At 66.8% G+C, this 13948-nt stretch carries 14 protein-coding genes and 1 pseudogene; 5 read left to right on the top strand and 10 right to left on the bottom strand.

Going from position 1 to position 13948, the window contains the following annotated elements:
- Positions 1-45: 45 nt before the first annotated feature.
- Positions 46-1599 carry a glutamine-hydrolyzing GMP synthase gene (gene guaA, locus EII42_RS06410; RefSeq protein WP_125171280.1) on the bottom strand — a complete coding sequence of 518 codons (1554 nt, stop codon included), beginning with the start codon at positions 1597-1599 and terminating at the stop codon, positions 46-48.
- 119 nt (positions 1600-1718) lie between these two features.
- On the opposite strand from guaA, the gene cysK reads away from it, so the two are divergent.
- The 3 genes from cysK to EII42_RS06395 all read left to right on the top strand — a co-directional run bounded on the left by cysK (position 1719) and on the right by EII42_RS06395 (position 4809).
- A complete protein-coding gene (gene cysK / locus EII42_RS06405; protein ID WP_125171279.1) occupies positions 1719-2645 on the top strand; it encodes a cysteine synthase A in 927 nt (308 codons plus the stop codon).
- A 9-nt stretch (positions 2646-2654) separates the two neighbouring features.
- Positions 2655-3212: a serine O-acetyltransferase gene (cysE, locus tag EII42_RS06400; protein ID WP_125171278.1), complete on the top strand. Its 558-nt coding sequence runs from the start codon at positions 2655-2657 to the stop codon at positions 3210-3212.
- A 205-nt stretch (positions 3213-3417) separates the two neighbouring features.
- A complete protein-coding gene (locus EII42_RS06395) occupies positions 3418-4809 on the top strand; it encodes a sodium:proton antiporter (RefSeq protein ID WP_125171277.1) in 1392 nt (463 codons plus the stop codon).
- Between the two features lie 43 nt (positions 4810-4852).
- Here the strand turns inward: EII42_RS06395 and EII42_RS06390 are convergent, their stop codons facing one another.
- From EII42_RS06390 to EII42_RS06375, 4 genes are read right to left on the bottom strand one after another with little or no spacing between them, the layout of a single operon-like run.
- Positions 4853-5896, bottom strand: coding sequence for a sulfate/molybdate ABC transporter ATP-binding protein (locus tag EII42_RS06390; RefSeq protein WP_125171276.1), 1044 nt, complete (start codon positions 5894-5896; stop codon positions 4853-4855).
- The gene (locus EII42_RS06385; RefSeq protein WP_125171275.1) at positions 5889-6662 is read right to left on the bottom strand and encodes an ABC transporter permease; all 774 of its coding nucleotides are present in this window, start codon (positions 6660-6662) and stop codon (positions 5889-5891) included. The genes EII42_RS06390 and EII42_RS06385 overlap by 8 nt, the downstream gene beginning before the upstream one ends.
- A complete protein-coding gene (gene modA / locus EII42_RS06380; RefSeq protein WP_125171274.1) occupies positions 6659-7378 on the bottom strand; it encodes a molybdate ABC transporter substrate-binding protein in 720 nt (239 codons plus the stop codon). The genes EII42_RS06385 and modA overlap by 4 nt, the downstream gene beginning before the upstream one ends.
- Positions 7375-7782: a molybdopterin-binding protein gene (locus tag EII42_RS06375; protein ID WP_125171273.1), complete on the bottom strand. Its 408-nt coding sequence runs from the start codon at positions 7780-7782 to the stop codon at positions 7375-7377. The genes modA and EII42_RS06375 overlap by 4 nt, the downstream gene beginning before the upstream one ends.
- Before the next feature lie 58 nt (positions 7783-7840).
- Here EII42_RS06375 and EII42_RS06370 point away from each other — a divergent pair.
- Positions 7841-8287: pseudogene (locus EII42_RS06370) on the top strand (MogA/MoaB family molybdenum cofactor biosynthesis protein); the annotation flags it as partial.
- A 45-nt stretch (positions 8288-8332) separates the two neighbouring features.
- Positions 8333-8836, top strand: coding sequence for a cyclic pyranopterin monophosphate synthase MoaC (gene moaC / locus EII42_RS06365; protein ID WP_255416247.1), 504 nt, complete (start codon positions 8333-8335; stop codon positions 8834-8836).
- Between the two features lie 10 nt (positions 8837-8846).
- Here moaC and glp read toward each other — a convergent pair whose 3' ends face one another.
- From glp to EII42_RS06340, 5 genes are read right to left on the bottom strand one after another with little or no spacing between them, the layout of a single operon-like run.
- Positions 8847-10064 (bottom strand): gephyrin-like molybdotransferase Glp, encoded by a 1218-nt coding sequence (gene glp, locus EII42_RS06360; protein ID WP_125171272.1) that lies wholly within the window; start codon positions 10062-10064, stop codon positions 8847-8849.
- Positions 10064-10798 (bottom strand): HesA/MoeB/ThiF family protein, encoded by a 735-nt coding sequence (locus tag EII42_RS06355; protein WP_125171271.1) that lies wholly within the window; start codon positions 10796-10798, stop codon positions 10064-10066. Before EII42_RS06355 ends, glp begins: the two co-directional genes overlap by 1 nt.
- Positions 10789-11196 (bottom strand): molybdenum cofactor biosynthesis protein MoaE, encoded by a 408-nt coding sequence (locus tag EII42_RS06350; protein ID WP_125171270.1) that lies wholly within the window; start codon positions 11194-11196, stop codon positions 10789-10791. Before EII42_RS06350 ends, EII42_RS06355 begins: the two co-directional genes overlap by 10 nt.
- 9 nt (positions 11197-11205) lie before the next feature.
- Positions 11206-12594: an MFS transporter gene (locus tag EII42_RS06345; RefSeq protein ID WP_125171269.1), complete on the bottom strand. Its 1389-nt coding sequence runs from the start codon at positions 12592-12594 to the stop codon at positions 11206-11208.
- Positions 12591-13934: a nitrate/nitrite transporter gene (locus EII42_RS06340; protein WP_125171268.1), complete on the bottom strand. Its 1344-nt coding sequence runs from the start codon at positions 13932-13934 to the stop codon at positions 12591-12593. Before EII42_RS06340 ends, EII42_RS06345 begins: the two co-directional genes overlap by 4 nt.
- Positions 13935-13948: the final 14 nt, after the last annotated feature.

Genomic DNA, 13948 nt, shown 5'->3' with positions numbered 1-13948 from the left:
CGTAAGCAGCCAAGCATCAGCCGCCGCAGCGGGCGGCGCTCGATCTCACTCCCACTCGATGGTGCCCGGCGGCTTGCTGGTAATGTCCAGCACCACCCGGTTGATCTCGGGGCATTCGTTAGTGATCCGAGTGGAAATCCTCTCCAGCACACCGTAAGGCAGCCTCGCCCAGTCGGCCGTCATCGCGTCCTCACTGGTCACTGGGCGCAGCACGATGGGATAACCGTAGGTTCGGCCGTCGCCTTGCACGCCCACCGAACGCACGTCGGCCAGCAGCACCACCGGGAACTGCCAGATCTCGCGGTCCAGGTGGGCTGCCGTCAGTTCCTCGCGAGCGATCAGATCCGCCTGCCGCAGAATGCCCAGCCGTTCCTCGGTGACCTCGCCGATAATGCGAATGCCGAGTCCGGGGCCGGGGAAGGGGTGCCGCCACACCATCGCCTCGGGCAGACCCAGCTGCGCGCCCACCGCGCGAACCTCATCCTTGAACATGGTGCGCAGCGGCTCGATGAGCGTGAACTGCAGATCGTCGGGCAGACCGCCGACGTTGTGGTGGCTTTTGATGTTGGCCGCGCCCTCGCCGCCGCCCGACTCCACCACATCCGGGTAAAGCGTGCCCTGCACGAGGAAGTCGATGCCGCGCTCCCCCGCCAGCCTAGCGGCGATAGCCTCGAACGTACGGATGAACTCACGGCCGATGATCTTGCGCTTCGCCTCCGGATCGGTAACGCCGCGCAGCGCGTCGAGGAAGCGGCGCTTCTCGTCGGCCACCACCAGATCGACGCCGGTCACGCGCACGAAGTCCTCCTTGACCTGCTCCGCCTCGCCGGCCCGCAGGAGACCGTGATCGACGAAGACGCACGTGAGCTGCGAGCCGATCGCGCGCTGCACCAGCGCCGCGGCCACCGCAGAGTCCACCCCACCCGACAGCGCACACAGCACCCGACGATCCCCCACCTGCTCCTGGATGGCGGTGATGGCGTCGGAGACCATGGTGTCAGCGGTCCACGTGGGGCTGAGACCCGCGATCTTGTACAGGAAATGCTCGATCACCTGCTGACCCCACTGGGAGTGCAGCACCTCCGGGTGCCACTGCACGCCGGCAAGCTTGCGATCGCGATTCTCGAACGCGGCGACGGGGGCACCGGCCGTGCGGGCCAGCACCTGGAAACCCTTCGGGGCCTTGGAGACCGCGTCGCCGTGGCTCATCCAGACGTTGATGGTGTTGGGAATGGAGTCGAGCAGCCTGCCGTTCGTCTGGATGGCAAGCGCGGAACGGCCGTACTCCCGCTGGCCGGTGCGTGCGACGGTACCGCCGAGGGCCGAAGCCATCGCCTGGAAGCCGTAGCAGATGCCAAACACCGGAACGCCTGCCTCGAACAGCTTCGGGTCCACCTGCGGCGCGCCCTCGGCGTACACCGATGAGGGGCCGCCAGAGAGGATGATGGCGGCAGGTTTCTTGGCGAGCAGCTCCGTCACGCTCATCCTGGAGCTGACGATCTCGGAGTAAACGTTTGCCTCGCGCACCCGCCGAGCGATCAGTTGCGCGTACTGTGCGCCATAGTCAACGACTAACACGCGTTCGTGATTGACGATCATGCGGCGAGTCTATCCCTCAACCGGACAAATTGGCCCCCATCCGAGTCGGTTCTCGCAGCCCCTGCGCACCAGGCGACGCGGCCCGGGAATATCCGGGCCGGCCTGCGCGTTTCACCGGCATGAAGATCTATCCCGATACGACCGCCCTGATCGGCCGGACGCCGCTCGTGCGATTGAACCGAATAGCTGGTGACAACGCTCTCGTGGCGGCAAAACTGGAGTTCTACAACCCGGCCAATTCGGTCAAGGACCGCATCGGTGTCGCGATCATTGACGCGGCAGAAGCCTCCGGCGAGCTGCGCCCGGGCGGCACCATCGTCGAGGGCACCTCCGGCAACACCGGCATCGGCCTGGCGGCGGCGGGCGCCGCACGCGGATACCGGGTGGTGCTGGCGATGCCCGAGACCATGTCCGTGGAGCGGCGCGCCCTGCTCAGGGCCTACGGGGCGGAGCTCGTGCTGACCCCGGGCGCCGAAGGCATGCGTGGCGCGGTGGCGAAGGCCGAGGAGATCGCGGCAGAGCGCGGCGGAGTGCTCGCCCGGCAGTTCGCGAACGAGGCCAACGTCGCCGTCCATCGCACAACCACCGCAGAGGAGATTTGGGCCGACACCGACGGCCAAGTGGACATCTTCGTCGCCGGCGTGGGTACCGGAGGAACCATCTCCGGGGTGGGCCAGGTGCTCAAGAGCCGAAAGCCTGAGGTCCAGATCATCGCCGTCGAGCCCGCCGACTCACCGCTGCTCAGCGAGGGCAAAGCCGGCCCGCACAAGATTCAAGGGCTGGGAGCCAACTTCGTGCCCCCCATCCTCGATCGGGAGGTCATCGACGAGGTGCTCACCCGAGACCTGGACCAAGCCCTCGACTTCGCCCGACGGGCAGCCCAGGAGGAGGGCATTCTGGCCGGGATCTCCGGGGGCGCCGCGTTGTCGGCTGCCGCCGAGGTGGCCGCCCGCCCCGAGAACGCAGGCAAGAAGATCGTCGTGGTGGTGCCCGACTTCGGCGAACGCTACCTGTCCACACTTCTCTTCTCCGGACTCGTGGACTAGGTTCTGGCCATGAGTATCCGCAAGAACCTGAACTCGGCCTGGCGCCTGATCCGCGAGGACCTGGATACGGCGATGCGCGACGATCCGGCCGCCCGCAACCGCCTTGAGGTGGCGCTGCTCTACCCCGGCATGCACGCGGTCTGGGCCTACCGGCTCGCCCACAAACTGTGGAACAAGTCGAGCGCACTCCGGCCCATCGCACGCGCAATATCGCAGATCGCCCGGGCCCTGACCGGCATCGAGATCCACCCAGGAGCGAAGATTGGGCGTCGCTTCTTCATCGACCACGGGATGGGCGTCGTGATCGGCGAGACAGCCGAGGTCGGTGATGACGTGCTCATGTACCACCAGGTGACTCTCGGCGGGCGTGCGCGTGGCAAGTTCAAGCGGCATCCCACCATCGGCAGCCGGGTACTGATCGGCGCGGGAGCCAAAGTGATCGGCGCCATCAAGGTCGGTGATGACGCGAAGATCGGGGCCAACGCGCTGGTCGTGAAGGATGTCGCGCCCGGTAGCGTCGTCGTCGGCCACCCCAGCGTGGTCCACGAGGGAGACGTGGTGGCCTGACTCGCCACCAGGATGGCAAGGGTCCCATTCGTCCTATCCGATGCATCACCATCCGGAATGAACCGCGGAACATGGGTCTCGCGACTCGTCTCGGCCTGCCTCGCTTCTTCCGGGGCGGGCCGAGCCCTTTCCCCCGTCCGAACGCCGGGCTGCTCCCCCACGGCCGGAGGAGTAGCCTGAATACGCGTGTAGATGGGAGCGAGTGATGGCGATTCCGGTTTGGGGCTTGGTTCCGTTTGTGCTGATGCTGGCGGCAATCGCGACGCTTCCACTGATCGGGGCGGTGGCCCACTGGTGGGAGCGCCCCCGAAACCAGCTGGTCGTGGCCCTGCTGCTCGGCGTCCCCGTCTCAGTCTGGTTCCTGTCGGCTGGGGAGGGCGCAGCCGTCGGGCATGCCGCGTTGGAATACTTCCAGTTCATTTCCCTGCTGCTGGCCTTGTTCGTCGTTTCCGGCGGCATCCACCTGCGGGGCGATATCGAGGCCAGCCCCCGCAACAACGTGGCCTTCCTGGCCTTCGGCGGGTTGATCGCCTCCTTTATCGGCACCACGGGCGCTGCCATGCTCCTGGTGCGGCCGATTCTGAAGACGAATGTTCAGCGCCGCCATGTGGCGCACACGATCATCTTCGCGATCTTCATCGTCGCCAACTGTGGCGGCCTGCTCACTCCTCTCGGCGACCCTCCGCTGTTCCTCGGGATGCTACGCGGTGTCCCATTCAACTGGACCTTCGGCCTACTGGCCCACTGGCTGCTCGTCAATTCGCTCCTGCTGTTTACCTACTACGCCCTCGATCACAAGATGCACAAGCTGGAGGATCCGGCTGCTGTGCGCAGGGACATGACCGAAATCAAACCGTTGAGGGTTGAGGGCAGCATCAACTTCCTGTTTTTCGCGGTCATCATCGCCTCCGTTGCGCTGGCCCCCTCCATAAACCTGAACGCGGTCGAGGCCGGCCACGCCAATTGGCTGGACTACCTGCCGATGCGGGAACTGCTGATGCTGGCCGCCGCAGCCGCTTCACTGGTTTTCGGATCGAAGCGGGTACGCTACGAGTCGAATCGGTTCTCCTGGTCCCCCATCTTGGAGGTGGGAGCCATCTTCGTGGGTATTTTCCTGACCATGATTCCTGCGCTCAAGTATCTGGCGCAGGTGGCCCCCCGGTTGCCGCTTGACGAGATCTCCTTCTACTGGGTAACCGGCGGGCTATCCAGCTTCCTCGACAACGCGCCCACCTACGCGACCTTTTACTCTATCGCGGAGCAGCTGCCCGGCGATCCGCGCATCGGCTTCGCCCCCGGCGTACCCGAGATCCATCTCACCGCCATCTCCCTGGGCGCAGTGCTCTTTGGCGCCATGACCTACATCGGCAACGGCCCCAACTTCATGGTCAAGTCGGTGGCCGAGTCCGCCGGCGTGAAGATGCCGAGCTTCGGCGGCTACCTGAAGTGGTCCGGCGCATACCTCCTCCCCGTCCTCTTCGCGGTGTCCGCGATCTTCGTCGCGCAATCCCGGCTCTGGCTAGTGGTCGGCGCGGCGACGGTGGTCGCGCTCATCGTGCGGGCCTTCGTCGTGGCTCGCCAGGCACTACGCACCTGAGACGTGCACACCACGGCCTCGGCCACCACGGCGCTACCCCCGATCAGAGCAACCGAACCTGCAGCGCCTTGATGCTGGCCACCACCCGGTCGCCCGGGACCAGATCCAACTCGGCCACCGCGTTCAGGGTCAGCTCGGCGCGCAACATCTGGCCCCGAACATCCAACTCGACGGCCGCCCGCCGACCCAGTGGCTCCACCGACACCACCCGGGCCGGTAGGCAGTTGCGCGGGCTGCCCTGCGGCTCCTCCCGATACAGCGCCACGGCCTCCGGTGGAACCGCGGCTCGCGCCCGGGCGCCGGGTCTGAGATTGCCCACGCCGACCAGTCGCTCCCCGCCCAGATCCATCGCTGACTCCTCGATGGCGGTCCCCAGCAGCAGATTCACCCCGGTGAAATCCGCCACGAAACCGGTGGGCGGCTTCCCGAGAACATCGTCGACGGGCCCATCGGCCACCACCCGTCCGGCGTCAAGCACCACCACGCGGCTGGTGAGCGACACGACGTCGAGCATCTCGTGCGTGACCAGGAGGACGGTCCGTTCGGCCAGCCGCTCCCGCAGCAGGGCCCGCAGGGCAGGCGCCACCCCTACGTCCAGGGCGGCGAAGGGCTCGTCCAACAGCACCACATCCGGGTCGGTGGCCAACGCCCGCGCCAGGGCGACGCGTTGGGCCTGCCCTCCCGACAGCTGATGGGGCCGCCTGGTGGCCAGTTCCGCCGCTCCCACGAGTTCGAGCTCCCGCAGAGCGCGTTCTCTGGCCACGGAACGTGGCCTGCCCCTGGCCCGCAGCCCGTAGGCCACGTTGTCGAGCACCGTGAGGTGTCCGAACAACATCGGGCGCTGCTCCAGGTAGGCGAAACCGCGACGGTGCACGGGCACGTGTGCCCTGGGCCCGGACAGGCAGGTGCCGCGAAGCTGCACCACACCGTCGTCGGGAAACAGCGCGCCGGAGACCAGCCGCAGCAGGCTGGTCTTACCAGCCCCATTCGGGCCGATCACGGCAACGTGTTCACCTTCATCAAGCGTGAGGCGAGCGTCAAGTCCGCGATCCCGAAGCCGGGCGTCCACCTGCAAGTATTCAGTCATTGACCCCCCTCATCCGGTTCGCCGCGCCCATCAACCCCACGGCGACGATCACCAGAATCGCGGCCAGGGCTAGGGCCAGGTCGGAATCGGACTCCCTCAGCAGGTAGATCTCCAGCGGGAGGGTGCGGGTGACTCCCTGCAACGACCCCGCGAAGGTCAGCGTCGCGCCAAACTCGCCCAGCGCCCTAGCGAAGGCCAACACCAGCCCGGAGACGATGGCCGGCGCCAGCCTGGGCAGCGTCACCGTGAACAGCACCCGGGTGGGCGTGGCGCCCAGGTGGGCGGCCGCCAACTCCTGCCCCGTGCCCGAACTGCGCATCGCCCCTTCGACGGTGAGCACGAGGAAAGGCAGCGCGACGAAGGTTTGGGCCAGGATCACCGCGACGGTGGTGAAGCCGATCTCGATGCCGAGCGCCGACAGCGGCTGACCAATCAGCCCCTTCCTGCCCAAAGTGAGCAGCAGGGCCAGGCCAGCCACCACCGGCGGCAGAGCCATCGGAATGGCGAACCCGGTGCGGCACCAGTGGGCCCAGCGGCCCCGGCCCCGGGCGAGCACCAGCGCGGCAGGCACCCCCAGGACGAGTACCAAACCGACTGCGGCGGTGGACGTCGTGAGGCTGAGCAGGATCGCGTCGAGGGCTCGCTCGCTCGCCAGGAGCTGCGGCAGGCGAGCCCACGGCGTGCGGATCAGCAGCCCGACGATCGGAATCAACAGCAGGGCCACGGCCAGGGCGAACGCCGCCCAGGCCCACCGAGGGATCCTCACCTGGGCGGCCCGAACCCGGCAGCCTTCAGCTTGGCCAGCCCCTCCTCCTGGGTGAGTTTCTTGATGAACTGAGCCGCCGTCTCTGGCTGGCCCGCCCCCTTCACCACCGCAGCCCAGTACGTGTTCGGGTTCTCCTCGGCGCCTGGCACCGGGATCGTCTCCACATTCTTGGCAGCCGCCGCATCAGTGGCGTAGACCAGCCCGGCGTCTGCCTCTCCGGAGGACACCTTGCCGACGACGTCGCTCACCTTGGACTCCTCCGAGATCGGCTTCAGCGTGACGCCGCGACGCTCCGCCAGCTTCAAGGAGGCAGCCCCGCAGGGCACCTCGGGAGCGCACACCACCAGCTTCTTGCCCGTGAGGGAGTCGTCCAGCCCCGTGATGCCGGCCGGGTTCCCTCCCGGGGTGACCAGGACCAGGTAGTTGGTGGCGAACATCGTCGGTTTCTCCACCAGGCCCTTCTCCACGGCCTTGTTCATGTTGCGTTCGTCGGCGGAGAGGAACACGTCGGCGCGCGCACCTCCCGCGAGTTGGTCCACCAGCCCCGAGGAACCGTCGAAGGAGTAGGACGCGTTCGGCTCTATCTCCGGCAGTACCTTGCCGAGCGAAGCGGCCGCGAAGACCGTCGGCTGGGTCTTCTCGGTCTCCTGCCGGGAAGCAGTGCACCCCGTAAGAGCAAGCCCAGCGGAAATCGCCAGGGCGAACAGCTTTCTCATGCTTCGCCCGCCTCGATCGTCACGTTGGTGGCCTTGATAACAGCGGTGCCGATGGCACCCACCTGGAGCCCCAACTCCTCCACAGCCTCGGTGGAGATCAGCGAGACCACCCGGAAACGGCCGCACTGCAACTCCACTTGGCTCATCACCGGATCCGATTTGACCGCAGTCACGATACCGGTCAGGTGATTGCGCGCGGAGCGTCTACCCAACCCGGGATCGAGTTCCTCGATGGAGCCGTTCGCCAGTTCTTGGGCGAGCCTCGCCAGCTGCTCCCCGGGGACGACGCTGCACCCGCTGTCATCCTCGCCCATTTCCAGCCTCCCAGCAGAGACCCACCGGCGCACCGTGTCGTCACTGACCCCGAGCAACTGCGAGGCCGCCTTGATCCGTATCTGCGTCATAGCAAGAGCTTATCGTCCGCATACGCGGAGAGCAGCCGGGGCTGGTTAAACTGAGCATATGTCTTACACCGCCGTCGTCATCACCTGTTCCGACCGAGCCGCGGCCGACATCTACGAGGACCGCTCCGGCCCCGTCCTGCGCGACGGCCTGGCCGAGCTGGGCTTCACAGTGCTCCCGGCTGTGCTGGTTCCCGACGATACCCCGCTGATCCAGCAGGCCGTGCGCGATGCGGTGGGCGCAGGGGCGCGCGTGATCCTCACCACGGGCGGGACCGGGGTGGGCCCGCGCGATGTGACCGTCGAGGCCACAGCCGAGCTGCTCGCCTACGACGTGCCCGGCATAGCCGAGGCCGTGCGACGCGCCGGGGCAGCCAAGACCGAGCTGGCCACCTTGTCGCGTGGCCTCGCAGGAGTGATCGCCCCCGCCGACGGCAGGCCGTGCTTCATCTTCAACGCGCCAGGCTCCCGCGGCGGAGCGCGCGACACGCTTGCGGTCCTGTCACCGCTGCTGACACACATCGTCGAACAGCTCGACGGCGCGGATCACGACCTGAATCGACCCCCGAGCCAGCCGAAGGCAACCCAGTTCACCCACCTCGACGGCGCCGGCCAGGCCCGCATGGTGGACGTCACCGAGAAACAGACGACCGTCCGCACGGCCACGGCCGAGGCCAGCGTCAAGTGCAGCCCCGAGGTGGTCGCCCTGCTGCGCGATCACCGAATGCCCAAGGGCGACGTGCTAGCCGTGGCCCGCTCCGCGGGCATCGCCGCCGCCAAGCGGGTTCCCGACCTCCTGCCACTGGCCCACGTCATCGGGGTGCACGGTGTCGTGGTGGACCTAGCCGTCACTGATTCCGGGGTCGACATCTCCGCGACGGTTCGGGCGGCGGACCGCACCGGCGTGGAAATGGAGGCGCTAACCGCAGCGACGGTAGCCGCTCTGGCGGTGGTCGACATGGCCAAAGGCGTGGACCGGCTCTGCGAAATCACCTCGGCCAAGGTGGTGGCCAAGAGCGGCGGGCGCTCCGGAGACTGGCGGCGCCCCGCCGAGTGACGGCCCCGGCTCACCGGGTAAGCAGAACGGTCACCACCTCCCCCTCGGCCACCTCACGTGCCTGGGCGGGCACCACGGCCAGCCCGTCAGTCAGGTGCAGCGAGGCCACCAGGTGTGAGCCCGCCCCAAGCCGATGCGTGGGCAACGCGTGGGCGGTTCCGTCGTCGGCCCAGGAAAGCTGCACGGGCACGAACTGCTGCCGACCTTCCGGGCTTCTCCATCCCCGCCCGACGACGGCCCGCAGGCTCGGCCAGGAGGCCCTCCAGCCGCCGAGCCGGGCCAGCGCAGGACGGACGATCGCCCAGGCGGACACAAACACACTGACCGGATTGCCGGGCAGCCCCACGAGCGGGACTTCGCCTCCGGGCAGCCGGACCCGGCCGAAAGCCTGCGGCTTGCCCGGCTGCATCGCCACCTGCTCGAACCGTACCTGCCCCTGGGTGGAACGCCGCACCACCTCGAATGCCCCGACCGACACCCCACCGCTCGTGACGATCAGGTCGACCCCGGCCGCTTCCCGCAGCGCCCACTCAAACGACTCCAGCCGGTCGTCAACGCTGCTCGCCCACGCCGCCTCAGCCCCGAACTGGCGCACCAGCCCGGCCAGCAGCACGCTGTTGGAATCGGGGATCTGCCCGAACCCCAGGTCGGCTCCGGGAGCGACGAGCTCACTGCCCGTGCTGATGACCGCCACCTTCGGACGACGCACGAGAGGTACCCGGGCGTACCCCACCGACGCGGCCGCAGCCGCACAGGCTGCGCTCCACCGCTGGCCGGAGCGGAGCACCACGTCCCCAGGGTGGGTGTTCTCACCCCGCCTACGGATGTGGCTGCCTGCCGCCACCGGCTGCTGCACTCGCACCGTCGTCGGTAACGGCACGCTGCCCGTTGGCTGGTCCGTCAGTTCCACGGGCAACACCGTATCCGCGCCGGGGGGCAGCGGAGCCCCGGTCATGATTCGGGCCGTCTCTCCCGGGCCCACCCCGGGCACGCTGGCTGCCCCGGCCGGGACGTCGCCGACGACCCGCAGCACCGCGCCGGCAGCCAGGTCGACGGCTCGCACCGCGAAACCATCCATCGCAGAGTTATCGAACGGCGGCACCGCAAACCGGGCAACCAGGTCCTCCGCCAGCCCCCTGCCATGACCAGATCCGATCGGGCTCGATTCGACGGGCAGCCGGGTCAGCTGCGAAACAACCCATTCGCGGTAGGTATCCAGACTCAACATCAGCGGGCCTTTCTCAACGGCAGCACGTTCCACCTACCGGTGGACGCGTCCAGCACCAGCACCCGCCCGACGAGCGGCTCACCAAAACCGGCGAGCAACTTGATGGCCTCGGTGGCTTGCAGCGCGCCGAGCTGGCCGACCATGGCCCCCAGGACGCCCACCTCCGCGGCCTGCGGGTAGCTCCCCGCCGGAGGCTCAGCTGGGATCAGGTCGCGCAAGTAGAGCACGTCGCCGTGTTCGTCGGGCACGCCGAAGACCGAGCACTGCCCGTGCATCCCCACGGCGGAAGCCCAAACCAATCGGGACTGCGTGGCCCGGGCCACGTCGGAGATCATGAACTTAGCTGAGAAGGAGTCGCAGCAGTCCAGCACCAGGTCGAACTGCGGAAACAGGATCGCAGCTTCTTCGTCTGATAGGAACCGTGGGATCGGCTCCACCCGGATCCCGGGATTCAGGCGCTGCAGCCGCTCGGCCGCCGAGACGGCCTTATTCCGGCCCAGGTCAGTGTGCAGTACTTGACGTTGCAAGTTGCCCAGCTCCACCACGTCGCCGTCTACCACCGCGATTCGCCCGACTCCTGCCGCAGCCAGGTAGGGCAGCGCCGCCGAGCCGAGTCCGCCTGCTCCGACCACCAACACCCTGGCCGCTAACAGCCTCTCCTGCCCGGCTTCTCCGATGCCCCGAACATCAATGTTGCGCTGGTACCTGATGCGTTCCTCAGCGCTCAGGGGCATTGCGACCACTCGTACCCGCCGTCGGCCAGGAACTGTTTCTTCCACACGGGTAGCACCTCCTTGACCCGATCCACCAGCTGCCAGGCGCAGTCGAACGCCTGGGCTCGGTGGCTGGCGGAAACTGCGACGAACAGCGCCAAGCCGCCGATGCCGAGGACGCCGACGCGGTGCTGGGCCACCACCCGATGCACGCCTTCCCGCCGGGTGAAATCGTCCACGATCTCGGCCAGCACCCGCCCGGCCGACGGATGGGCGACGTATTCGATGCCGGTGACCGCCGCCCCGCGGTCGTGGTTGCGCACGACACCGGCGAAGGTCACAACCGCCCCGGCGCGGTCGTCGTGCACGGCGGCCAGCAGCCGGTCGGCGTCGATGTTGACTTCAGTGATCGTCTCCACGGGCGTAGGTCAGCTGGGTTTCGCTGCACCGGGCTTGGCGTAACGCCACCAGGTGATAGCGGTGCACACCAGGCACCAGATCACGCCGATGACGTAGAACACGACGGGGCCGAGCATCGAAAGCCCAATGCCGAACAGGAACGGCCCGAAGGCGGCGATGGCTGCGGTCCAACCGATCACCCCGCCCGCCTGACGACGCTCGAAGATCATGGGCATCTGCTTGAAGGTCGAGGCATTGCCGATACCGGAGAACAGGAAGATGGCCAACATTCCCCACAGGAACAGGTTGAACCCACCCTGCAGCGACTCCGCGCTGGAGGTGTCCGGAGAAAGCGCAGGAATCGTGACGCCGATCGCGGCCACCAGCCCAATCCCAGAGATCAGCGTCCAGATGGCGCCGCCCATCTTGTCCGTCAGCGGGGAGAACAGCACCCGCGCGCCCGCGCCTACGAGCGGGCCGAGGAAAACGTAGGCGACCGGATCCGGCAGCGCGTAGCCCTCGACCAGCACTCGCGCGGTTTCGCCAGCGCCCTCCACGATCGCCGGGTTGCCCGCGCCGTAGAGGTTGAACATCAGGAGGCCGAACTGGGCGGACAGACCCGAGAAGGTGCCGAAGGTCATGATGTACAGCGCCGTCATCCACCACGTGTCCTGGTTGGAGAAGATGTCGAACTGCTGGCGAATGTTCGCCTTCACCGGGACGGATCGCAGCGCCAGGTAGGCCCAAATGGCCACGGCGAGCGCAATGGGCACGTAGAGGAAGGCCGCATTCTGGTAGAAGACTTCGCGGGTGGTTCCGCCCGCGGTCGCCATGGTCTGGCTCGACCCCAGGAAGCCCACCATCGAAAAACCGATCAGCCAGGGCGTCAGCAACTGCACCAACGAAACCCCGAAGTTGCCCACACCGGCCTGAATGCCCAATGCGGTGCCCTGAGCCTTCCGCGGGAAGAAGAAGGAGGTCGAAGGCATGAAACCCGAGAACGCGCCGCCACCGAGGCCCGCCAAAAAAGCCAGGAGCAGCAGAACCCAGTACGGCGTCTGGTTGTTCTGCACGGCCACACCCCAGCCCACCAACGGCAACACAAGAGCCGCGGTGGTCAGGGACACCATCTTTCTGGTGCCCATGATCGGGGGCAACACCATCCACACCAGTCGGAGCAGACCGCCGGAGAGGCCCGGCATGGCGGCGAGCCAGTAGAGTTCGTTCTTGCTGATGTCGAAGCCGAGGGCCAGCAGACGCGGCACGATGGCGCTGGGCAGGAACCACGCCACGAAGCACAGCGTCAGTGAGATCGTGGTGATGGTCAGCGTGGTCCAAGCCAGCTTCTTGTCCCACGATTTTTCGTCTTCCGGATCCCAGGTGACCAGCCAGTCACCCTTGGTAGCAGGCGCGGTCATGCCGAGGCTCCTTCCTTAGCGGGGGTCTCAAAGTTGTCAGCCAGTTCTGGCGCCTTTTCATGCAACATCCGGACGATTGTGAAGTGCATCCACAACGTACACACGGCGACCAGGACGAAGATGCAAAAGAAAGTAGAGCTGGGGAATCCCGACCACGTCTTGGTGTAGGCAAACAGCGGAGGCAGGAAGAATCCGCCCAACCCGCCCAGCATGCCGACGAGCCCACCGACCGACCCAACGTTGTCAGGGAAGTACTCAGGAATGTGTTTGTAGACGGCGGCTTTGCCAAGGCCCATGGCGCAGCCGAGTAGGAAAACCAACACCACAAACCAGGGCAACTGCATCGTGTAGTGCCAATGCTCCGAGGTGGAGCCGTCGGGCAGCACTATGGTCAGGAAGCCGTTGGGCATCATGAGGATACCGCTGGTCACCAGCATCAACCCGAAGGTGCCGTACATCACGCGACGTGCGCCAAAGTGGTCGCTCATCCAGCCGCCGAGCGGCCTAAGCAGCGAGGCAGGGAAGATGAACGTCGCCGTCAGTAGCCCAGCAGTGCTCAGACTGGTTTCGAAGTTATCCACATAGTACTTCGGCAGCCAGGCCGACAGCGCCACGTAGGCACCGAAAACGGCCACGTAGTAGAGGCTGAAGCGCCAGACTCGGACGCTGGATAGCGGCGCCAGCATCTCCTTGATCGGCTTCGATGCCCCTGGCGCCCGGTCCACGTGAGGAACAACCAACCAGGTGAGCACGCCGGTGATGATCAGCAGCACTGCGTAGATCACGGGGATCAACCGCCAGCCGCCTTGAACGCCCAGGATATACGTGGAACCCGCCGTCGCCGCGATCAAGCCCGGGCCGATGAACTTGGTGACGGAAGCGCCCACGTTACCCGCTCCGAACACGCCGAGCGCTAGCCCCTGGCGGTCCTTGGCATACCAGGCCGAGTTCCAGGCGGTGCCGACAGAGAACAGGTTTCCGGCGAAACCGACCAGGAAGGCCAGAACCAGCAGCCACATGTAGTTCTGCGCCACCGACACCAGGTAGGCAGGTATGGCGGTGGCGAACAGCATGAACAGGGTCACCTTGCGGCCGCCGATGCGGTCCGTGATGATGCCGGCCGGCAGCCGCCACATGGAGCCGTTCAGCACAGCCACCGCGGATATCCAACTCAACTGCTCGTCGCTGAGCCCCAGTTCTTTCTGGATCGGGATGCCCAGGATGCCGAACATCAGCCACACCGCGAACATCAAGGTGAAGGCGATGGTGGACATCGTCATGACCCGGCCCGCCCCCGCGCCGGTTTCGTGGATGGGGGGAACCTCTATCAGCTTGCTCATTTCTCCTGCGATTT

Origin of the sequence: Tessaracoccus sp. OH4464_COT-324, assembly GCF_003932855.1 — a bacterium.
GTDB lineage: Bacteria > Actinomycetota > Actinomycetes > Propionibacteriales > Propionibacteriaceae > Arachnia.
The sequence above is the reverse complement of the archived record's forward strand: the minus strand, read 5'-3'. Positions and strand labels throughout refer to the sequence as shown.